At 60.9% G+C, this 20163-nt stretch carries 16 protein-coding genes, 1 tRNA gene and 1 pseudogene; 10 read left to right on the top strand and 8 right to left on the bottom strand.

Annotation, left to right across the window (positions count from 1 at the left end; translation table 11 throughout):
• Positions 1 to 9: 9 nt before the first annotated feature.
• Together QN219_RS01035 and QN219_RS01040 are read right to left on the bottom strand one after the other, a co-directional pair.
• Entirely contained in the window at positions 10 to 1239 is a 1230-nt protein-coding gene (locus QN219_RS01035) for a DNA-processing protein DprA (RefSeq protein ID WP_283997296.1), read from the bottom strand.
• Positions 1240 to 1244: 5 nt separating this feature from the next.
• On the bottom strand, positions 1245 to 3356 hold the full coding sequence (locus tag QN219_RS01040) for a RecQ family ATP-dependent DNA helicase (protein ID WP_283997298.1): 2112 nt from the start codon (positions 3354 to 3356) through the stop codon (positions 1245 to 1247).
• A 373-nt stretch (positions 3357 to 3729) separates the two neighbouring features.
• Between QN219_RS01040 and QN219_RS01045 the strand changes: the two genes are divergently transcribed.
• Positions 3730 to 5106: a hypothetical protein gene (locus QN219_RS01045; RefSeq protein WP_283997300.1), complete on the top strand. Its 1377-nt coding sequence runs from the start codon at positions 3730 to 3732 to the stop codon at positions 5104 to 5106.
• Positions 5107 to 5504: 398 nt separating this feature from the next.
• Here the strand turns inward: QN219_RS01045 and QN219_RS01050 are convergent, their stop codons facing one another.
• The 4 genes from QN219_RS01050 to QN219_RS01065 form a co-directional block, all read right to left on the bottom strand.
• On the bottom strand, positions 5505 to 6254 hold the full coding sequence (locus QN219_RS01050; RefSeq protein ID WP_283997303.1) for a recombinase family protein: 750 nt from the start codon (positions 6252 to 6254) through the stop codon (positions 5505 to 5507).
• A gap of 766 nt (positions 6255 to 7020) precedes the next feature.
• Positions 7021 to 7320, bottom strand: a complete 300-nt coding sequence (locus tag QN219_RS01055) for a hypothetical protein (protein ID WP_283997305.1) — start codon at positions 7318 to 7320, stop codon at positions 7021 to 7023.
• Between the two features lie 82 nt (positions 7321 to 7402).
• Positions 7403 to 7642 carry a hypothetical protein gene (locus tag QN219_RS01060; protein ID WP_283997306.1) on the bottom strand — a complete coding sequence of 80 codons (240 nt, stop codon included), beginning with the start codon at positions 7640 to 7642 and terminating at the stop codon, positions 7403 to 7405.
• Between the two features lie 423 nt (positions 7643 to 8065).
• Positions 8066 to 8139: transfer RNA gene (locus QN219_RS01065), tRNA-Gln, on the bottom strand.
• A gap of 335 nt (positions 8140 to 8474) precedes the next feature.
• On the opposite strand from QN219_RS01065, the gene QN219_RS01070 reads away from it, so the two are divergent.
• From QN219_RS01070 to QN219_RS01080, 3 genes are read left to right on the top strand one after another with little or no spacing between them, the layout of a single operon-like run.
• Positions 8475 to 10076: a Ppx/GppA phosphatase family protein gene (locus QN219_RS01070; RefSeq protein WP_283997307.1), complete on the top strand. Its 1602-nt coding sequence runs from the start codon at positions 8475 to 8477 to the stop codon at positions 10074 to 10076.
• Complete coding sequence (locus QN219_RS01075; RefSeq protein WP_283997309.1) at positions 10073 to 10810, top strand: RlmE family RNA methyltransferase; 738 nt, start codon at positions 10073 to 10075, stop codon at positions 10808 to 10810. Before QN219_RS01070 ends, QN219_RS01075 begins: the two co-directional genes overlap by 4 nt.
• Before the next feature lie 3 nt (positions 10811 to 10813).
• A complete protein-coding gene (locus tag QN219_RS01080; RefSeq protein ID WP_283997311.1) occupies positions 10814 to 11197 on the top strand; it encodes a VOC family protein in 384 nt (127 codons plus the stop codon).
• A 71-nt stretch (positions 11198 to 11268) separates the two neighbouring features.
• On the opposite strand, the gene QN219_RS01085 is transcribed toward QN219_RS01080, so the two are convergent.
• Positions 11269 to 12678, bottom strand: coding sequence for a DHA2 family efflux MFS transporter permease subunit (locus QN219_RS01085; RefSeq protein WP_309486518.1), 1410 nt, complete (start codon positions 12676 to 12678; stop codon positions 11269 to 11271).
• A 383-nt stretch (positions 12679 to 13061) separates the two neighbouring features.
• Here QN219_RS01085 and QN219_RS01090 point away from each other — a divergent pair.
• The 5 genes and pseudogenes from QN219_RS01090 to QN219_RS01110 all read left to right on the top strand — a co-directional run bounded on the left by QN219_RS01090 (position 13062) and on the right by QN219_RS01110 (position 18540).
• A pseudogene (locus QN219_RS01090) lies at positions 13062 to 14012 on the top strand (MBL fold metallo-hydrolase).
• 189 nt (positions 14013 to 14201) lie between these two features.
• Positions 14202 to 15704 carry an IMP dehydrogenase gene (gene guaB / locus QN219_RS01095; protein WP_283997313.1) on the top strand — a complete coding sequence of 501 codons (1503 nt, stop codon included), beginning with the start codon at positions 14202 to 14204 and terminating at the stop codon, positions 15702 to 15704.
• Positions 15705 to 15765: 61 nt separating this feature from the next.
• Positions 15766 to 16182 carry an MAPEG family protein gene (locus QN219_RS01100; protein ID WP_283997315.1) on the top strand — a complete coding sequence of 139 codons (417 nt, stop codon included), beginning with the start codon at positions 15766 to 15768 and terminating at the stop codon, positions 16180 to 16182.
• A 190-nt stretch (positions 16183 to 16372) separates the two neighbouring features.
• Positions 16373 to 17395 carry an alcohol dehydrogenase AdhP gene (gene adhP / locus QN219_RS01105; protein ID WP_289624019.1) on the top strand — a complete coding sequence of 341 codons (1023 nt, stop codon included), beginning with the start codon at positions 16373 to 16375 and terminating at the stop codon, positions 17393 to 17395.
• A gap of 269 nt (positions 17396 to 17664) precedes the next feature.
• Positions 17665 to 18540 (top strand): dienelactone hydrolase family protein, encoded by an 876-nt coding sequence (locus QN219_RS01110; RefSeq protein ID WP_283997316.1) that lies wholly within the window; start codon positions 17665 to 17667, stop codon positions 18538 to 18540.
• Between the two features lie 122 nt (positions 18541 to 18662).
• Here the strand turns inward: QN219_RS01110 and QN219_RS01115 are convergent, their stop codons facing one another.
• On the bottom strand, positions 18663 to 19613 hold the full coding sequence (locus QN219_RS01115; protein WP_280660005.1) for a LysR substrate-binding domain-containing protein: 951 nt from the start codon (positions 19611 to 19613) through the stop codon (positions 18663 to 18665).
• A 205-nt stretch (positions 19614 to 19818) separates the two neighbouring features.
• Here QN219_RS01115 and QN219_RS01120 point away from each other — a divergent pair, with 205 nt between their 5' ends.
• Complete coding sequence (locus tag QN219_RS01120; protein ID WP_283997319.1) at positions 19819 to 20115, top strand: DUF1127 domain-containing protein; 297 nt, start codon at positions 19819 to 19821, stop codon at positions 20113 to 20115.
• The last annotated feature ends 48 nt before the right edge of the window (positions 20116 to 20163 follow it).

Genomic DNA, 20163 nt, shown 5'->3' on the forward strand with positions numbered 1-20163 from the left:
AAAGGCGGCTCAGAGCAGCAGGTCTGACTTGGTGTTGGAGTTTCCAGCAGCATCAGGGCTGACATTATCAGTTCGTAAAGCATACCTGGTTGGTCGCTGGAGCTTCTCGAGAACGCCCTCGTCGAGTGCACGGTCGAGCCAGCGCCTGGATTGCGCTAGTTCAAGCTCAAATCGATCTGCAATCGCAGTGTCGAGCTGCGGTCCGTGCGCCAACCAAGAAGTGAGTCCATCCAGAAAGTAAGCGTACAGCGACTTTCCTGCGCGGAACGTCGGAGGCGCAATCGGCTGGGGCTTTTCTTGCAACAGATCAGGCTGCAACGGGCCGTCATCTTTGCTCGAGAACAGAAACGCCCTCAGATTTGGGAGCGGATCTTGTGGAACAATCGGCCGAAGACCCAAGTCAGCCAAGCGCTGGTTGCCCACCGGGGCATCGGCAGCCACTCGCACAAATGCGGGTGTCCACTGCTGTTTCTCATTCTCGACAGCACCCGTCCAAGTCCCGCCCTTTGTATCGCTATCGACGACCACTGCTGCCGAACCCAGCGCGTACATGTACTTGTTTCGGTCCATCGCCTTGGACACAGTAAAGCCGCCTTCGGGATCGTACGGTGTTATAAGCGCTAGTTTTCCCGCTAAGATGGCTTCCCTGTTCCGCTTCGACAAAACCGCTTTTGTGAGTGCATCCACGAGGACGGCTATGACGTTGCCACCTTTATCAAGAGCGCCGTCCATCGCTGCGCGATCAACGCCTCGTGCGTCGCCAGAAACCACGGCGAGACCTTCAGTTGCGCATCGCTTTCCTAGTTCGGTTGCGAATTCTAAGCCAGCGTCCGACACGTTGCGAGATCCAACGATGCACACTGCTACAGCGTTCATCAGCTCAGCATTCCCTGCGCAATAGAGAATAGGCGCGGCTGCCCCCCGAAGCTTCCTCTTTAGGAGTTTGGGATACGCCTCATCCGCACGGCCAATCACCCATATCCCGAGCCGCGTCCACCGTTCGATAGCGAGTGCGAGCGACGTTCCACGTGACAGCAGGGTCGTAAGCCGCGCGGTGTCCGCAACGAGCCCCTTCGGAATTTCCCGTACGAGGTCCGCTGGCCGCAGTTCGAGCTCGTGTAGCTGCTTCGCCAGCCGGTTGTACTCGACCGTTGTGAGCGGCTTAACCTCAGACGATTTGGAAAAACGCCCGACAAGCAATAAAGTTGTCTGCGTATCCGGCGTCAACGCTTCAAGCATCTGCTTCAATCTCCTGCTGCCGATGCTGAAGCCAGCACCAGCGGGAAGACCGGTCCTGCTCCAACTTCTCGAAGCAGCGCTCCTATCACTGTGAGTGACCAGCGGGAATCGACAACGTCATCAACGAGCAGCACTGACCCGTCTTGAACCAGATCGGTGTCGATCTCGAATGCTCCGTCCAAATTACTCGATTGTTGCCAGCTGTTCATCATATTTCTCTGGCGCTGCGTCTCCTTAACCTTTGACACAGCATCAATGAATGGGATCCCTAGCCGAACGGCCAAGCGTTCCGCAAAGTCGGGGACGAGGGCTTCACTGCGTAGAGACGGAACACAGGTTACCCAGCTCGGAGCAGGCCGCGGGTGCCACCGCTCCTCGATCATTTCTGCGCACGCCTCGACAAGCTCATCACTGAACCGTCCGGTCTCCTTCTCATCGTCGACTCGCGTCCCCCAGCCGGCGTCCCTCCACACAGAAAGCGCCCGTCCTTCCTCGCAACGGAGCTCGAGGGGAATATTACCGGCCCAACCATAGGTGGCGAACGCTCCAGTCTCCCATCTCTTCCTCGGCTTGATCGCGACGTCGCTTCGCTTGATGAAGCGGCTGGCCTCGGCAATGGCTTCGTCGCTAATCTTGACATTTACCACCGGGTAACCAAGACAGTTAGAGCAGCGCCCGCAATCGTCGGCATCCGGGTCGTCCAAGGCCTCCCTTAAGAAGCGCATGAGGCATTCGTCAGTCTCGAGATACGCCTGGACTTGATCCCATTCGTCTTGTCGCTGGCCGGTGAGCCGCTCAACCCGATTTCGGTCGGACTGGTATGGGTTCACCGTCCGGTACCAACGATATCCCTCCTTTGCCACGAGTCCGCTGCTCGCGACCGACAGCATCTTGAGGACCTTCTCGATCTGCGACTTTCGAAGATTTACTGCTTGGATGAGCCCTACGACTGATATGCCATCATCCGCCTGCGCTAGTGCGTCGAGGATGCTCTCAACCTGCCTTTCCGGAGGAAAAGACTGCCCTATGAAGTAGCTATTGATCTCGTCATCTTCGGCTCCGCCGAGGAGCACACCGTAGGCATCATCGATGCCGCGCCCAGCCCGGCCCACCTGTTGATAGTAATGCACAATAGATTGCGGCGCCTGGAAGTGCACAACGAAGCTCAAATCCGGCTTGTCGAAGCCCATCCCGAGCGCGTTGGTGGCAACCAGCGCTTTGACCTCGTTTCGAAGCAGCATGCCCTCGAGTTCTTCCCGGCTATTGACCTGCTCGCCGTCCTCGTCCTCCCCGCCAACGCCGCTGTGGTAGGCGCGAGCATCAATACCCTGCGATAGGAGCCACTCTGTAATCCGGTTCACATCTCGCTTTGTAAGTGCGTACACGATGCCGCTGCCGGGCAGCTGGCGCACTGCCTCTGCCAGCCAAGCAAATCTCGCAGCGCGGTCAGGCAACAGTACCGTCTGCAAGCTGAGGCTCGGTCGAGCCAACGGCCCGCGCTGCAACAGCGTGCCCGTTCCGAGCTGCGCCATCACATCGGCGACCACGCGGTCGTTGGCAGTGGCTGTCGTCGCAAGCACCGCCACATTCGGCGGCAGCTGAGCAAGAATGCGATCGATCCGCTGATAGTCAGGACGAAAGTCGTGTCCCCAATCAGAGATGCAATGCGCCTCGTCCACGACCAAGAATTGTATCCGGTCCGCAATGGGCAGAAGACAGCTGTCGAGAAATTCTTGATTAGCCAGCCGCTCAGGTGACACTAATAGAAGGTCCACCTCATCGGCACGGACGCGAGCCATGATGGCATCCCAATCGTCCCGATTTGTCGTGTTGATAGTTACGGCCTGAATGCCGAGCCTCTCCGCCGCCTCAAGCTGATTACGCATCAGAGCCAGCAATGGGGAGATGATGAGTGTGGGTCCTGCGCCAGTGTCGCGCATCATTCGGGTGGCCAGAAAATAGACCATGCTCTTGCCCCAGCCCGTGCGCTGGACGAGTAAAACGCGCTGTCGGTGGTTCGCTATGGCATTGATTGCAGCCCATTGACCGTCTTTGAACTCTGAGGCGGCACCGCTGGTTGCTCTATGCAGTAATTCCCGCGCTTCGTCATGCTCCACGACCTACCCCCTGTTCCCATCTTGATTATCAACACTTAGCCCAGCCTTGGAGGTTGGGTAAAGCGCTTGAGGGCTGACTATTGTAGAGGGCGAGCTCTAGGGGGCAGTGTCTGCCTGATCAGCGCACTAGCGTCTCGGCGCCGTCGTAACATGCCTGAATGTACGGCAGCTTGTGGGATCCTGCTTCCTCTTCGGAACGACTGAGATGAGGGCGCAAAGCGCCCGATCACGACTCCGCCTTTGAGAGTCTGCTTCGGGGTCGAGATCGGCAAGCGCCCCCCGACAAAGCTGTCCACGTGCAAGATCCTGCAGGTGAATCGCCGTCGGAGGAGATCGTGACTATCTTGGCTCTGAGCTGACACAAGGAGATCGTATGGCCCGACGTGATCTGTCCCGCGAGGAATTGTTTGCTTTGGTTTGGGAGAAGCCGACCCAAGAAGTGGCTAAGGAGCTTGGCGTGTCGGATGTTGCGATCGGTAAGCTATGCGCGCGCCTGCAGGTTCCGAAGCCACCGCGCGGATACTGGGCCAAAGCGGAGGCAGGCCAAATCTTACGTCGTCCACCGCTGGGCGCTTTTCGTGAGGAAATAGAGCGTAGCCGTCGGGAGGTGGCTCGCGCCAGATCAGCGAAATTATTGTCGAAACTTCAGCAACAGTTCTTTCGAGCGGCGCTCTCCGACTTACAGGGTCGCGGCGTCGAGGTGAGCGGAGCCGAGCTAAGAGGAGGCCGGCTCCCCGAGGTTAGTCCTGATGTCGCCGCCCAGGTCCTGCTTGCCATTCAAGACCGTGGGCATGAGTGGGTTAAGGCAGGGAAAGTCGCCGCGACTTGGGCGCACCCGGCACAGAATAGCCTGGCAGGTCTGGTCGGCAGGCTGCTGCCACTAGCCCGGCCACAGCTACTGGTGTTTGAGACCGCATACAAGAAGAGCTGGTCCACTGCAGATGGTCCAGTCGTCTTCGTGCGCCTGACATCAAATCTCCAGGAGCGGATCGCCTCTCTTGCCCGCTTCGTCCGCGAGCAAATGCTGCAGCATGTGGTCATGCCGCTGATTGCGACCGATCATGCCTGGTCAGTTCGTCACGTCTTCACGCCCGAGTCGCGTCTCTTTTTGGACAGCACTCTATGCGTTTCGGCAGCCGAGCTGTGGGTGGAATACACCCGTAAAGCCTGGCGTGACGAAGATCCGCCTGAGCGGTACGTGACGGGGAGGTTGGCACTGAAGGAGATAATGCCGATTGACCATATGCCTGCGCGCGAGGTGTCGATTTCACCAACTATCACGAAAGCCTCGGTAGCGCCCTATCTTGAGCGCCTTCTTGCCTTGCTAGAGGCGGAGCGAGTGAACGAGATGATGTTTAACGCCGCCTACGCGATTGAACGTGAAGTTCCGAGCGAAATGCTGGCCATCGCGGATCGGCTATGGTTCGGGGAAAGGCGCCCGTTCTCATCGGCGCGTGAAGCGTGGCGCCAGATCGAGGAGGAATTGGAGCGCTGGGAAGGAGAGCTCGAAAGCGAACGCTCGCTGTTAGCGCAGGCGATCCTGGGGATCGAAGTGGGAGATATCGTGACAAGCGAACACCGCGGCCGGCTTCTGCGCCTCTCCGTAACAGGAACGACTCTCTATGCCAGCGACGAATATGTGACCTTTGTCGTAAACGGCACGCGATTTCGAAAGGATGGCACGGTTGGCAAACTGCAGGACTCGATCAGCTTGCAATTCGAACGCGATGCCTTGAACAAGCGCAAGTAGCTGATTCAAGCGTGACGGACGCGATCTGGCCGCCTCAGGTATCGCAGAAGGGTCAAATCTTGGCGTCCGCAAGGAGCCTGTTCAGCGTCGTGGTTCAGCTCGCGCGGCATCCAGTAGTTCCTATCAACTCAGCGCGAGCCTTAAACGCGACGACCACCTGCTTCTATCGACATACTCCGCTTGCCGGTCGGTTGGCGTCGATCCCGATACCCTTGCGAGTATGTCGCATGTAAAGTGCGGAACATAACCGCCCTGCCGTATTTGGGTGACTGCGCAGGAAGATCTCTGAGCAACAGTCACATGCCGCGCTCGATCTAGGGCCGAACAGTGGTCGAGAACTCTGGTGCCACCTGGGAATAGAACGAACGCCTGGTTCCCACAGTCGGCAGGGGAGTGGCTCAGAACCGGCCGAAGTTTGGGTGATGCTGGTAGTCCTCGAGCGTGGAGTTCTTTAAGGCTTCGAGTGCCGCCCTGTGGGGCCTACGGAGCGCGGCTGCAGTCCAAGTTTCGCCGCGGCTGGTCTTCATGCCCAGAGCATTGAGTGCGCCTACCAGGGCCGGCACAGAGAGATCCTGCCAGCCGTTCCTCCGGACCGCCTCGGCGATCTCGTTGACCTTTTCCTCGGAACGGCGCTTGTTCGCGTCTGCACCGAGCCTCTGGGCCTCAGGCAAGTTCGTGCGATTTCCAAGCAAAGCGCCGGAAGCCTTCTTCTCGCTGAGCGCGCGCCTGGTCCTCTCGGCGATCTTATCCCCTTCAAGTTCTGCACGCGCCGCACGACTGACAAGAACAAGAGGATCCGTAGTGCGTCCATCAGCGACAGAGATCACCATAATCTTCCTTTCGCGAATGATGTGCTCGATGGTCCTCATATCACGGGACAGCCGGTCGAGCCCATCGACAAGCAGGTCGACATCGTTTGCCTGCGCAAATTCGAGTGCCCTTTGGAGACCATCCCGGAGTTCGAGGTTCTTCTCGCCGCGGCCGCTAGCGACATCCTGGAACCACTCAATGATCTCAACGCCGGCTGCATCAGCATAGGCTCGAATGGCCGCACGCTGCGCTTCAAGTCCGATGCCGACCTCGCCCTGCTTGTCGGTGGATACGCGGATGTAGGCGATTGCGTGCTTGGACGTGCGGTAGGTGCTCATGTGTATGGTAGTGCTCAGGTAGGGAGGTCGCTAAAGGGGATGCTATGTAAGCAACACTATACGATCCCGTTTAGAGATGATCAAGTCTTTAGTGGGTGAGCAACTCTAAAGGACGTTCAGCGACTTGGTAACCTACCGCTCTACCTGGAGATCAGCAGGTCGATCCCTAGGATCGCTGCCATTCCCCGGAATTCTCGCATTCCTAGCTCGACCAGAGGCTCCTAATCAGCGATTGTCACGAACTGGTCCTGGTTTGAACCAGTGAGCCTTCACTTCATATTTTACAGCCGTCTATCTGCCGCGCCCGTGGGGCGAGGATGGGCACGGCGTGGCCTCTGCTGCTTCGAGGCTTCGTCCTCTGGGATGCCTACGGCGCATGAGCCCTAGAGCGAATGACAAGTATTCTCCCCAGGAAGGGGAAACGGGAATGGTAGATGGAGTCTGTTAGTGAAGATCATCTGAGCCGCACTATCGCGCAAGTCTGACGGTGACGGTGAAGGCGGGCCGGCTGCAGATGATGATCGGTTGGTGGTCGAGCATGACGACCGTCGCCACGGCAAACATCACCTCTCTACGGTCGATACCCATTCGGAGCAGCTCCCGTTTGAGGTCGCGAAGGGTGCCTCTCTTCTCCCTACTGGCGTGTTGGCCCGGTAGCGTGATCTGGTAGCGGATGGCGGGCATCAGTGTCTGGTCATGCCGATCGAGACGATAGATGCTTCTCCCTTGAGGTTCTGGCCGCCTCTCCTGAAAACCATGTGTTTTTCTACTTCACGACTGAGAGGCCGGTCTGTCCAGCTTTTAGCGCTCGCCGGTGGTTTACCAGCTCGACCGCATCGACTGTGACGTTGCCGACTGCCCTGCTGAACTCTTCGGTGCCTGGGCCAACCTTGCTCCAAGCTTCGAGGAGCTTGTTATTGACGCCATGCGTGCCGCAGATGATGCCTTCGCTGTCCGGCGCGATGACGTAGATGTTCCACTTGCGCTGCATGTCGGAATAGCGCCAGACAACGGAGACACGCTCCGGCAGGTCGATCTGCTCAATGGTATAGCTTCTGCGGCGCATCGAATTTTGGTCTCTCTCTCTCGCTGTTGATGATCTCTTGTCGCACGTCAGCACTTGGAAGTGAATCTGGCTGCTCGAGGCGCTACTTGGTGAGAACCACGTATGGCACGTCGCCGTCGACCGGACCTGCCTCCGATATATCCGCTGGGAGGCACATAATCACCGGGGAGTTACCCTTGGGCGCCTCGACGTTCGCCGACAAGGCTTCCCGGCACGCCTTGGCGACGGTAATGGCGCTTGCCGGGGTGTCGTCAGTGATCTCGATCGCCATGGCCGGTGCGGCAGGGAGGATCAGGAGGGCGGCTGTGATGATGTGCTTCATGTGAACCTCGGATTGCAGTCGAATCTGCAATAGATGCCGAGGGTAGGGCGTGCAAGCGGCAATCCATGGGATCGGCCGGCCAGAAAGGCGCTCGAGGAGCGCCTGACCGTCTAGTGTTTCCTAGCCGCGATCAAGCTTGCGGGCGACGCTCGTCTCTCCGATACAGTTATCCGCGTTGAAGCCGACCGAAACGTTCCAGGTGAAGAGGGGCATATGCGCGGAAATGAACCGATCCGGACGAGTGTCATCGTAATCGAGACTCACAGAAGGCGGCAACGAGAAGCATTTAAAGAGAATGAGACGGACTCGATCATACTCGTCACGCCAATTCTGGCGTGATCCGGAAATATGATGCGGAAAACTGTTCCGGTTGCCTCAGGGCTCGGTCGCGTAAGTGGTTGAAAAGTAAGGGAAAATTGGAGGTGGCTGGGGAACCTGGATTCGAACCAGGACTAACGGAGTCAGAGTCCGCTGGTCTACCGTTAACCTATTCCCCAAGGTTCGCTGGCTGCGTGTGGCCGCCGCGTCGGTGTGGCGGGCTTATAAACAAAAGAACGCCCGATGCAAATACCTTTTGGCAAAAAAATGCGACTGGCCTGTGGCCAGCCATCGATTTCCGCGCGACAGGGGCGGGCGGGACGTAGAAAGGCGGGCGCATGGGTGTGATCACGCGCGCGTAAGCATCGGTGGGGGTTCGGTTTTATCGGTCTTGCTGCAGCGTCAAAAAAGGTTTGGCGAAAAGGGGCGGCGCTGGTACAGTCGCCGCAACGTAAAATCGAGAGAGCGCCTTGAGCGGCCGAAAGGTCTTCGCCCGGCGCGATGGTAGAGACAAGTGAGAGACCCCGATCACGGCGCAAGGCCGTCTGAGAACGGGGCGTCGGCAGCAGACCGTGGCGAGGGGCACAAGCATGTGCCGCGCGGCGGAAAAGGCAAGCGGAGACGGCGCAGGCCGTCGGGCTCGCCGTCTGCAGTTGCCAGCCAATCCGGCCAGGCCGGAGAAGCAGGGCGTCCCGCAGGACTGGAAGTGGCGGAGCCGGCGCGCAAGCGCAAACGGCGCCGGCGCTCGAAAGCAGCAAGACCGCAGGGCCAGACAGCGACCGCCGGTTCCGGCGGAAGCGTCGAGCTTCTCGATGCGGCGGTTACCGACAAGAAGGGCCACAAGCGCAGCAAGAAGGCGCGGCATCGGCGCGGGCTTCAGGGGCGGCCGCTGGCGTCGAACGGCAAAGCGCATATCACCGAGCGACCGGGCGATCAGCGCGGTGCTGAGACCGCCGCGGCTTCGCAGTCGACACAGGGATCCCGACCGGAAAATCTCCGAGCCCCCTTTGTTACGGCGGGCGAACCACCGACACCGCTTTACGCGGCTCTCGATCTCGGCACCAACAATTGCCGCCTCCTTGTCGCACAGCCAACCCGGCCGGGCCAGTTCAGGGTCGTCGACGCGTTCTCCCGTATCGTTCGGCTCGGCGAGGGGCTCGGGGCGAGCGGGCGCCTTTCGGACGACGCAATGGAGCGATCCGTCGAGGCACTCAAGATTTGTGCCGCGAAACTCAATGCCCGTTCGATCCGCCGTCGTCGGCTGATCGCGACGGAAGCTGCGCGCTCGGCCGCCAATGGCGAAACCTTCTTGAAGCGCGTAGCTGAGGAAACCGGGCTCGAGCTGGAGATCATCGATCGCGAGACGGAAGCGCGGCTGGCGGTTTCCGGCTGCTCGTCGCTGGTCGATCGCGAGACGAGGTCCGTCGTCCTCTTTGATATCGGCGGCGGCTCGTCGGAGATCGCCATCATCCGTATCGGCGACAACCGGTCGAGCAGGCTTGCCAATCACATCACCCATTGGACTTCGCTTCCCGTCGGCGTGGTGACCCTTTCCGAACGCCATGGCGGCGAGCATGTGACGCCGCAGAGCTTCGAGGAGATGGTGCGCGAGGTCGAGGGCATGCTCGCCCGCTTCGACAGCCCTCCGGTAGAGGCTTTGGCTAACGGCGCATCGGGCAACGGCTTTCATCTGATCGGAACGTCGGGAACGGTGACGACCCTTGCAGGCGTTCATCTCGATCTGCCGCGGTACGACCGGCGCAAGGTGGATGGGCTGTGGCTCTCTGACGACGAGGTTTCGGCGATGCAGTCCCGGCTGCTCTCGTGGAATTTCGAGGCTCGCGCTGCAAATCCCTGCATCGGGCCCGACCGCGCCGATCTGGTGCTCGCCGGCTGCGCGATCCTCGAGGCAATCCGCCGCCGCTGGCCTTCGACGCGCATGCGCGTGGCCGATCGCGGTCTACGCGAAGGCCTGCTGACGGACATGATGGCTGACGACGGCGCCTGGCGCCGCGCGCGTCCGCGTCGGCACCGTAGCTTCAATGGCGGAACGGCGAACCAGGAAGGAAGCAAAGCGCACGACGGGAACAAGGCCCATGAGGGGAACAAGGTATGACGAAATCGCCGATCGGCGGTAACCGCAGCGGCCGTAAGCTCGGTCAGAAGGTGAAGAAGGGGAAGCTCAAGGCTTCCTCGCGCCGCTGGATCGAGCGCCATATCAACGATCCCTACGTCCAGCGGGCGCAGCTCGAAGGTTATCGCGCCCGCGCGGCGTTCAAGCTTCTCGAAATCGACGAAAAGCACAAGATTCTTGCCGGCGCCCGGCGCATCATTGATCTCGGCGCCGCGCCCGGCAGCTGGTCGCAGATCGCCGCCAAGGTGACCAATTCGACCGATGCCGATCCACGTGTGGCAGCGATCGACTTCCTCGAAATGGACCCGATCCCCGGCGTGCGCTTCCTGCAGATGGATTTTCTCGATCCGGAGGCTCCCGACAGGCTGAAGGAAGCGGTCGGCGGAACGCCCGACCTCGTCATCTCCGACATGGCGGCGCCGACGACCGGCCACCGCCAGACCGACCACCTGCGCACGATGCATCTTTGCGAGGTCGCCGCCCATTTTGCCGTCGATGTGCTCGCCCCGGGCGGCCACTTCCTGGCAAAAACGTTCCAGGGCGGCACCGAACGCGATCTTTTGAACATGCTGAAGCAGAATTTCCGTCAGGTCATTCATGTCAAGCCGGCCTCGTCTCGCGCCGAATCGGTCGAGATGTTCCTGCTCGCCAAGGGCTTCAAGGGTCGGCGCGCGGAAGAACCCAGAGAACCGGCGGAAGACGCTGCGACGGAGTAGAACATGCTGCTTTATGTGACGCTCGGCACGAACGACCTCGATCGGGCGGGCGTGTTTTATGACAAGACGCTCGAAACACTTGGCCTGAAGCGCCGGAAGCAGGACGAAGTCGAAATCGGCTACGGCGCCGAAAGCGATATCCGCTGCCGCCTCTGGGTGGTGACGCCGTTCAACCGCAAGGCGGCGACGATCGGCAACGGTTCCATGGTCGCGCTCGAGGCGGAAAACCGCGCCGCCGTCGACGCTTTCTACGCGGCGGCACTTGCGAATGGCGGCACGGACGAGGGCGCGCCTGGCTTGAGGCCCTTCCATCCGAATTTCTATGCGGCCTACGTCCGCGATCCGGATGGCAACAAGCTGTCGGCGGTCTTCGAGCGGCCGGAATAGAGAGGGCGAGACAAGTGTGAGCGGTTTTCCGTCCGCGCCCCGATCCAAACGGAAATAACGAATAAGCTGCCCTATTTGCCGGCCGTCGTCTCGACTTCGCGCAGCTGAAGGCGGTGTCCGGAGATGGAAGCGCCGGCGTTCTTCGCCATCCGCAGGAAGGGAATTGCCGCCAGCAGGTTGGCGGCGGCGATGATCATGAAGGCGATCTGGAAGTCTTCGAGACCCAGCGGGCGACCGCTCACCGCCGTTTCGATCTCAAGGATCGCGCCTGCGACGGCAACCCCCAGCGCAAGGCTGATCTGCTGCAGCACGGCGCTCATCGACGTCGCCTTGCTGGCATCCTCGTCCTCGATTTCGGCGAAGGAGAGGGCATTGACGCTCGTGAAGAAGAACGAACGGGCGAAGCCGGCAACCAGCAGAATGAAGAGCATGACCAGATAGGGCGTTGCCGGTGTGAAGAAGCCGTTGGCGAAAGTCATCAGGGTGGCGATGATCGCGGCAATAATCAGCGTGGTGCGGAAGCCGGCAAAGGCCAGAACGCGGCGGGCGAGGAACTTGGTGGTGATGGCCCCGACGGCACCGATGAAGGTGATCAGGCCCGACTGGAACGGGCTGAGGCCGAAGCCGATCTGCAGCATCAGCGGCATCAGGAAGGGAACGGCGCCGACCGAGATGCGGAAGACCGTGCCGCCGATCGTAGCCGCCCGAAACGCACTGTCCCTGAAGAGCTTCAGATCGAGCACCGGCGCCGGATGCCGGCGGGCATGGACGATGTAGAGGAACGTGGCCGCGATGCCGGCCGAGACGGATGCGAAGCCGATCGCCGGCGGCAGCGCCGGCAGGCTGATGACCGAAAGGCCGAAGACGATGCCCGAGGCGGCGATGCCGCCGAGCAGGAAGCCGAGAATGTCGACCGGCGGCGGGTTTCGCCGCTCCATCTCAGGCAGGTAGAGGCCGGAAAGCACGTAGCCGGCAATACCGACCGGCACGTTGATCAGGAAGATCCAGTGCCAGGAAAAATAAGTGGTGATGAAGCCGCCGAGCGGCGGCCCGGCGAGCGGTCCGACGAGTGCCGGAATCGTCAGCAGCGCCATGGCCGAGACCAGCTCGCTGCGCGGGGCGCTGCGGACCAGAACGAGGCGCGCGACCGGCGTCATCATTGCGCCGCCGATGCCCTGCAGGAAGCGCGAGAGGACGAAGCCGATGAGACTGTTCGAGATGGCGCAGAGCACCGAGCCGACGATGAAGACGAGAATCGCCGCCCGAAAAATGCGCTTGGCACCGAAGCGGTCCGCCATCCAGCCGCTCAAGGGTATGAAGATCGCGAGCGCCACCATGTAGGACGTCAGCGCCAGCTTCAGTGTGATCGGCCCGACACCAATGTCGTGCGCGATCGCCGGCAGTGACGTCGAAATCACCGTTGAATCCATCTGCTCCATGAAGAGAGCCACGGCGAGGATCAACGGGACGACACGATTCATACGGAAATGCCTTGGGCTTAGTGGCGCGGGGCGGCGCGACGATGATCGGGTACAGCATAATTCCCGGAAGCGGAATCGATTTCAGGAAATTACGCTCGGTCAAAGCGGTACCGCGACCCTACAGCGCCGCGCGTCTTATCGGACGCGCAAAGGACGCTGTAGCACTTTTGAGTTGCTGCATGTTTTTGTTCTTAAATCGACTACGATTTAAGGAAACATGCAGTAGGCGTCTAAAAACACGAAACCCGTCGAAGCGCAAACAAAACCAGCGATTGCAGATCAAAAGCCCGTGATGCCGCCTGTGCTTTTTCTTTGGAGCCCTACTTCCTGCCTGCCACGGCACGTGGCGGCAATGGGCTCACTTGCAGGATGGAGGGAAGAAAATGACATTTTCGCTGACGCGCCGAACGCTGTTCGGAACGGGAGCAGTGGGCGCACTGGCGGCCCCGACCTTGTTGACGCAGTTCGCCAGGGCTCAAGACAGGATGGAAACCCGGCGACGACGGGCGGCACCGCCTTCAAGACACTCAAGCTCGGCGCAGCCAAGATCACGGTAATCAGCGACGGCACCCGCATGTCGGGAAAGCCGCACGAGACCTATGGTCTCAAGCAGCGGCTGACGCGGTTTCCGCCCTGCTGACGGAAAATTTCCTGCCCGCCGATGGCTTCGTCAACGGCTTTTCACCAGCGCTCGTCGATACCGGAACCGATGTCGTGCTTTTCGATACCGGCTTTGGTGAAGCCGGCCGGGAAATAGGAACCGGCAAGCTTGTCGATGGGCTGAAAGCCGCTGGCTACACGCCCGACCAGGTCTCGGTGGTGGTGATCTCATGACCGACGACAAACCGACTTTTCCGAACGCGCGCTACGTTACCGGGCAGGTCGAGTACGATTTCTGGAGGGACGAGGCGCGTGCCGGCACGCCGGCCGAAACCGGCCACAAGGCCGTGCTCGAAAAGGTCGTGCCGCTTGCGGGGAAGACCACGTTCATTGCCGATGGTGCCGAAGTGGTGCCCGGCATCACCGCGCTCGCCGCTTTCGGCCACTCTCCGGGACACATGGTGTTCCGGCTCGATTCCGACAACAAGGCGCTCATCCTCACGGCGGACACGGCCAATCATTATGTCCTGTCGCTGCAACGGCCCGATTGGGAGGTTCGCTTCGACATGGACAAGGCGGCTGCGGCCGCTGCACGGCGCAAGGTCTTCGACATGATCCCCACGGACCGTCTGCCCTTCATCGGCTATCACATGCCGTTCCCGGCGGTAGGCTTCGTCGAGCGGAGCGACCTCGGCTACCGATTCGTGCCGGCGACCTATCAATTCGATATTTGAGCGGCAGAGAAATGTTGCCCTGCAACAACAATTTCCGAGGCCCGGGAGATTTCCGGGCCTTGACTATTTTCATTCTGACATATCCGTGTTACGAGCCCTCGCCAACTTCCAAGACAAGCTTTGAAGTCACCCGGTGGACAAATCGCTGACCGTCCCCGGGGATTTTCGTTTATTGAAGAGGAACTGGCCATGGCGCGTATCATCGAAACGGCAACCGGTCTGGAGGCCCTGACCTTCGACGACGTTCTGCTTCAGCCGGGACATTCCGAGGTCATGCCGGGCCAGACGAACATCTCGACCCGCATTGCGCAGGACATCGACCTCAACCTCCCGATTTTGTCTTCCGCGATGGATACCGTCACCGAAGGCCGCCTGGCGATCGCCATGGCGCAGGCCGGCGGCATCGGCGTCATTCACCGCAATCTGACCCCCGCCGAACAGGCGGAAGAGGTTCGGCAGGTGAAGAAGTTCGAGAGCGGCATGGTCGTCAACCCGGTCACCATCGGTCCGGATGCGACGCTTGCAGACGCGCTGAGCCTGATGAAGGTGCATGGCATTTCCGGTATTCCGGTCGTTGAAAACGGCGGCAGTGGCGGACAGAAGCAGGGTCGCCTCGTCGGCATTCTCACCAATCGCGACGTGCGCTTCGCCTCCGATCCGGCTCAGAAGATCTACGAACTGATGACCCGGGAAAACCTGATCACGGTCAAGGAAAACGTCGACCAGCAGGAGGCCAAGCGGCTCCTCCACAAGCATCGGATCGAGAAGCTTCTGGTGGTGGATCCGGACGGCCGTTGCGTCGGTCTGATCACGGTCAAGGATATCGAGAAGTCGCAGCTGAACCCCAATGCGTCGAAGGACGCGCAGGGCCGGCTTCGCGCCGCCGCCGCCGTCAGCGTCGGTGACGACGGTTTCGAGCGCGCCGAGCGGCTGATCGACGCCGGCGTCGATCTGATCGTCGTCGACACCGCGCACGGTCATTCGCAGCGCGTGCTCGATGCTGTCGGCCGGATCAAGAAGCTGACGAACTCCGTACGCATCATGGCGGGCAACGTCGCGACGGCTGATGGAACCAAGGCGCTGATCGATGCCGGTGCCGACGCCGTCAAGGTCGGTATCGGTCCCGGCTCCATCTGCACTACGCGCATTGTTGCAGGCGTGGGCGTGCCGCAGCTTGCGGCGATCATGGCGGCCGTCGAGGCGGCGCAGACATTCGGTATCCCGGTGATCGCCGACGGAGGCATCAAGTTCTCCGGCGACCTCGCCAAGGCGATTGCGGCGGGTGCCTCCGCGGTCATGATCGGTTCGCTGCTTGCCGGAACCGACGAAAGCCCGGGCGAGGTCTTCCTCTACCAGGGTCGTTCCTTCAAGGCCTATCGCGGCATGGGGTCCGTCGGCGCCATGGCGCGGGGTTCGGCCGACCGCTACTTCCAGGCCGAGGTTCGCGACACACTGAAGCTCGTGCCGGAAGGCATCGAGGGTCAGGTCCCCTACAAGGGGCCGGTCGCGGGCGTGTTGCATCAGCTCGCCGGTGGCCTCAAGGCCTCCATGGGCTATGTTGGTGGCGCGACGATCAAGGACTATCAGGAGCGCGCGACCTTCGTGCGTATCTCCGGTGCCGGTCTTCGCGAAAGCCATGCGCATGATGTGACCATCACCCGCGAGAGCCCGAACTATCCGGGCGCGGTCTGATATCTTCCACGGGACGCCGTCCGGCGTCCCGCTCCACCCGATACTTTGACGCGGAACACCGATGACAGGCTTCGAGATCTTCTGGCCGATGGTCGCGCATGCTGCGCTGGTTTTCGCGCTCTATGCGCTGCTCTCGGCGCGCCGCGCTTCGCTTGTTCGAACGGGCAAGGTCGAGGCGTCGCAGTTCCGCGAAAACCGCCACGAGCCGGCCGAGAGCCTTGTCGTCCGCAACAGCATCGCCAACCAATTCGAGTTGCCGGTGCTCTTCCATGTCTGCTGCGTGCTGCTCTACATCACCGAAGCCGACAACCTTGTCTCGCTCGGTCTCGCCTGGCTCTTCGTCGCTCTACGCTGCGTCCATGCCGCCGTTCATGTGACCAGCAACCGTCTCCGTTATCGCCGCCCGCTGTTCATCACCGGTTTCGTGGCACTCCTCGCGATGTGGGGTTGGCTCTGCGTCCGGATGGCGACCAGCTGATTGCTGTTTGCCGGCGCGACTGTTTCAGATCTGCGACGAATTCCCCGCCGAATGCCCGCTCCTTGATGCGCGTCAAGGAACCGCGGTTTTTTCTGCCGCTAAGCTTCCCTCCGTCAGCGCGCCCCGCAGAGAAGCATGTGCGCGATGCCGGCCGCGCCGGCGCCAACGTCGAGCATCGGAGGAGATTGATATGACCATGAAAGCCGCTGTGGTACGCGAGTTCGGCAAGCCGCTTGTCATCGAGGAAGTGCCTGTACCGAGGCCCGGGCCCGGCCAGGTCCTCATTAAATACGAGGCGACGGGCGTCTGCCACACCGACCTGCATGCTGCAAAGGGTGATTGGCCGGTGAAGCCGAACCCGCCGTTCATTCCCGGCCATGAAGGGGTGGGCTATATCGCCAAGCTCGGCGCGGGCGTCACGGGGCTGAGGGAAGGCGACCGCGTCGGGGTTCCATGGCTGCACACCGCCTGCGGCTGCTGCACACCCTGCCGCACCGGCTGGGAAACGCTTTGCGGCAGCCAGCAGAATACCGGCTATTCGGTCGACGGCACCTTCGCGCAATATGGGCTGGCCGATCCGGATTTCGTCGGACGGCTGCCTGCCAAGCTGGAGTTTGGCCCGGCGGCGCCGGTGCTTTGCGCCGGGGTCACGGTCTACAAGGGACTGAAGGAGACGGAAGTGAGGCCCGGTGAATGGGTACTCGTCTCCGGCATCGGCGGCCTCGGTCATATGGCCGTGCAATATGCCAAGGCCATGGGCATGCACGTCGCCGCCGCCGATATCTTCCCCGACAAGCTCGCGCTTGCCGAGAGGCTCGGGGCCGACCTCGTCATCGATGCAAGATTGCGCGACGCGGCGGAGGAGGTAAAGAAGCGAACCGGAGGGGTCCACGGAGCGCTGGTGACGGCGGTCTCACCAAAGGCGATGGAGCAGGCCTACAACATGCTGCGTTCCAAGGGCACGATGGCGCTCGTCGGCCTGCCGCCGGGCCAGATCTGCCTGCCGATCTTCGATACGGTCCTGAAGCGCATCACCGTGCGTGGCTCGATCGTCGGCACTCGTCAGGATCTGGAGGAGGCTCTGGAATTTGCGGGGGAGGGCAAGGTCGCGGCCCACTTTTCCTGGGACAGGCTCGAGAACATCAACACCATCTTCGAGTGCATGGAGGAGGGCAGGATCGATGGCCGCATCGTCCTCGATCTCAACGGCTAGTGCATGATTCCTTAAATCGGAATCGATTTAAGGACAAAATCATGCAGCCATTCAAAGTGCTACAGCGACCTTTGGGCGTCCGATTGGGCGCGCGGCGCTGTAGGCAGTGAAACGGGACGGGGCGGTTCTTCGCCCCGCTTCGCCCGATCCAGTGCTGCCGGTAACGCAGTTTTGTACGCCATGCGCGCGCGGGTTGACTTATCTTGTCGCCGGGCGGCTTTCCTTCCGGTACCGCCCGCCTACGGAGAGGATAGCCGAAGGAGGGCGCTATGAACGAACCCGTCATCACCCAAGCGATGATCGATGCCTATGACGAATATACGCACCTGACACTGGACCGCCGCCGTTTCATGGAGACACTGACGGCGTTGGCCGGTTCCGCTGCGGCCGCTGCGGCGATTGCTCCGATGCTGGCTGCAAACAGCGCCAAGGCTGAGATGATCGCCGAGACCGATCAGCGCATTGAGGGCGAGGACATCACCTATCCGGGCGGTGATGGTGAGATGAAAGGTTACCTCGTCCGTCCGGCCAATGCCTCCGGCAAGCTGCCGGCGGTGATTGTCATCCACGAAAACCGCGGCCTCAATCCGCATATCCGCGACGTTGCCCGCCGCATGGCGCTGGAAGGTTTTGTCGCGCTTGCGCCCGACTTCCTTTCTCCCGACGGTGGAACGCCAAACGACGAGGACAAGGCACGCGAGATGATCGGCGCGCTTGACGCCGCCGCAACCAACGAGAACGCGGTTGCAACCGTCACCTTCCTGCAGGGGCACGAAGCGAGCACGGGGAACGTCGGTGCCATCGGTTTTTGCTGGGGCGGCGGTGTCGTCAACCGCCTGGCCGTCAATTCGCCCGATCTCAAGGCCGGGGTCGCCTATTACGGGGCTCAGCCGAAGGCCGAGGATGTTCCGAGGATCAAGGCCGCAATGCTGCTGCACTATGCCGGGCTCGATGAACGCATCAATGCCGGCATCGAAGACTATCGCAAGGCGCTGACGGCGAACGGCAAGGACGCCACGATCCACGTCTATGACGGCGTCAACCACGCCTTCAACAATGACACCTCTGCCGCCCGCTACAACAAGGCCGCAGCCGATCTCGCCTGGAGCCGGACGGTCGAATTCCTCAAGGCAAAACTCGCCTGAGACTTTCTACAGCGGCCTGCGCTTCGTGGTCGCGGCTCCGCAAATACCGCCGAATAAAAATATCGAAGAAGAAAGCCACGCCGCGGTCCCGGGGGCGTGGCTTTCACTTTGGACGCACTTTTTTACCAGCCGGGCAGCATATGGCTCTGCCTGAGGCGCGGATAACGCGGATAGCTCTTCAAGTCGCCGTCAAGGTCGTCATTGACCGTGATTGGCGTGATGTTGTCGAGGCAGGCGGTGATGTGGTTGGTGATTGCGTTGGAGAGTGACGGCGATAGGCCGGGGCGCTTCATAATGCCGATCTGCACCGGCGCCAGCGCCGGGAAGCCATCGGCCAGCGTCAACACCTTCATGCCGGGCCGCAGTGCCGATTCCGGCAGCACCGAAACCGCCATGCCGGCGAGCACGGCGGCGGCGACGACAGTCGACGACCAGCTCGTGAACAGGATCTGATATTCCTTGCCCGTGGCGTCGAGCGCCGCGCAGGCGGCTTGCCGCCACTGACAGTCGCGCCGGCCGACGGCAAGCGGGATCGGCGCGTTTTCCGGCAGCGGATGATTGATGGAGCTCACCCAGCAAAGCGGTTCCGTCCGCACCACGTCGGAAGCCCTCGCCCTCGGGTTATGGGTGACGAGCGCAATGTCGAGATCGCCCTTTGCCATTTTTTCGGCGAGGTCGACCGAGGGTTCGCAGACGATGTAGAGCTCGACGTTCGGATGCGTCTTGGCGAAACGGACGATGATCTCCGGCATGTAGCGATCGGCATAGTCGTCCGGCGTACCGATCCTGAGCGTGCCCTCGAGACGGTTGTCGTCGAAGGAGGCAATCGCCTCGTTGTTGAGGCGGATCATCCGGCGAGCGAAATTCAGGAGTCTATCGCCTTCGACGGTCAGCCGGTTGCCGCGCCCGTCCTTCATGAAAAGCGCCTTGCCGATCCGCTCTTCCAGACGCCGCATCTGCATCGACACAGCCGATTGCGTCTTGAACACACGATCGGCAGCCTTGGTGAAGCTACCCGTATCTGCAATGGCAACGAAGGTTTGCAACTGGTCGATATCGAGCGGTGCTGACATGGCCGTATACCCATAAGATTGTTTGATGAATATCATTAAAAACATTCGTTGGACTGATCAATAAGGATTTGCGACTAATAGCGTGCAAATCACATCAAGTCCTGTCCGCGAAATTCGTCGCTGACCCTAAAACTTCCGGCCTGCCCCTGCGTATGACCTCCCCGCAGGGGGTGGGCTTCTTCGTGCCTGAAAAAGGAGTACCGCCATGAGCACGACCCAACACGCCTTCAATCTCGACCTCGTTGCAGGAAAGCAGCCGCTTACATCCCGCACCGCAGGCGTGACCGGCGTGCTGACGACTGTCTGGCGCCTGTTCCGAAACCGTTGCCAGATCGCACGTCTGCAAGATCTTGATGACCGGCAGTTGCTCGACATGGGATTGAAACGCGAAGACCTGCAGGAGGCTTTGACCTCCTCCTTCTTCGACAATCCGGGAAGCTACCTGACGCGCGCGTCCCGAAACCGGGCTAACCTCTTCTACCGGGGGGTGCGCCACGATTGACCGTCCTGCTGCACGTTTCCTCAAATCCGTGCCGATTTGAACATGCAG

Origin of the sequence: Sinorhizobium sp. 8-89 (assembly GCF_030124325.1) — a bacterium.
Taxonomy (GTDB): Bacteria; Pseudomonadota; Alphaproteobacteria; order Rhizobiales; family Rhizobiaceae; genus Sinorhizobium.

Bases quoted from the DNA above. Each gene is read 5' to 3' on its own strand.
- QN219_RS01085 (WP_309486518.1), bottom strand. From the start codon at position 12,678: ATGAATCGTGTCGTCCCGTTGATCCTCGCCGTGGCTCTCTTCATGGAG.
- QN219_RS01075 (WP_283997309.1), top strand. From the start codon at position 10,073: ATGACGAAATCGCCGATCGGCGGTAACCGCAGCGGCCGTAAGCTCGGT.
- adhP (WP_289624019.1), top strand. From the start codon at position 16,373: ATGACCATGAAAGCCGCTGTGGTACGCGAGTTCGGCAAGCCGCTTGTC.
- QN219_RS01035 (WP_283997296.1), bottom strand. From the start codon at position 1,239: ATGCTTGAAGCGTTGACGCCGGATACGCAGACAACTTTATTGCTTGTC.
- QN219_RS01055 (WP_283997305.1), bottom strand. From the start codon at position 7,320: ATGCGCCGCAGAAGCTATACCATTGAGCAGATCGACCTGCCGGAGCGT.
- QN219_RS01050 (WP_283997303.1), bottom strand. From the start codon at position 6,254: ATGAGCACCTACCGCACGTCCAAGCACGCAATCGCCTACATCCGCGTA.
- QN219_RS01060 (WP_283997306.1), bottom strand. From the start codon at position 7,642: ATGAAGCACATCATCACAGCCGCCCTCCTGATCCTCCCTGCCGCACCG.
- QN219_RS01115 (WP_280660005.1), bottom strand. From the start codon at position 19,613: ATGTCAGCACCGCTCGATATCGACCAGTTGCAAACCTTCGTTGCCATT.
- QN219_RS01110 (WP_283997316.1), top strand. From the start codon at position 17,665: ATGAACGAACCCGTCATCACCCAAGCGATGATCGATGCCTATGACGAA.
- QN219_RS01080 (WP_283997311.1), top strand. From the start codon at position 10,814: ATGCTGCTTTATGTGACGCTCGGCACGAACGACCTCGATCGGGCGGGC.
- guaB (WP_283997313.1), top strand. From the start codon at position 14,202: ATGGCGCGTATCATCGAAACGGCAACCGGTCTGGAGGCCCTGACCTTC.
- QN219_RS01120 (WP_283997319.1), top strand. From the start codon at position 19,819: ATGAGCACGACCCAACACGCCTTCAATCTCGACCTCGTTGCAGGAAAG.
- QN219_RS01045 (WP_283997300.1), top strand. From the start codon at position 3,730: ATGGCCCGACGTGATCTGTCCCGCGAGGAATTGTTTGCTTTGGTTTGG.
- QN219_RS01100 (WP_283997315.1), top strand. From the start codon at position 15,766: ATGACAGGCTTCGAGATCTTCTGGCCGATGGTCGCGCATGCTGCGCTG.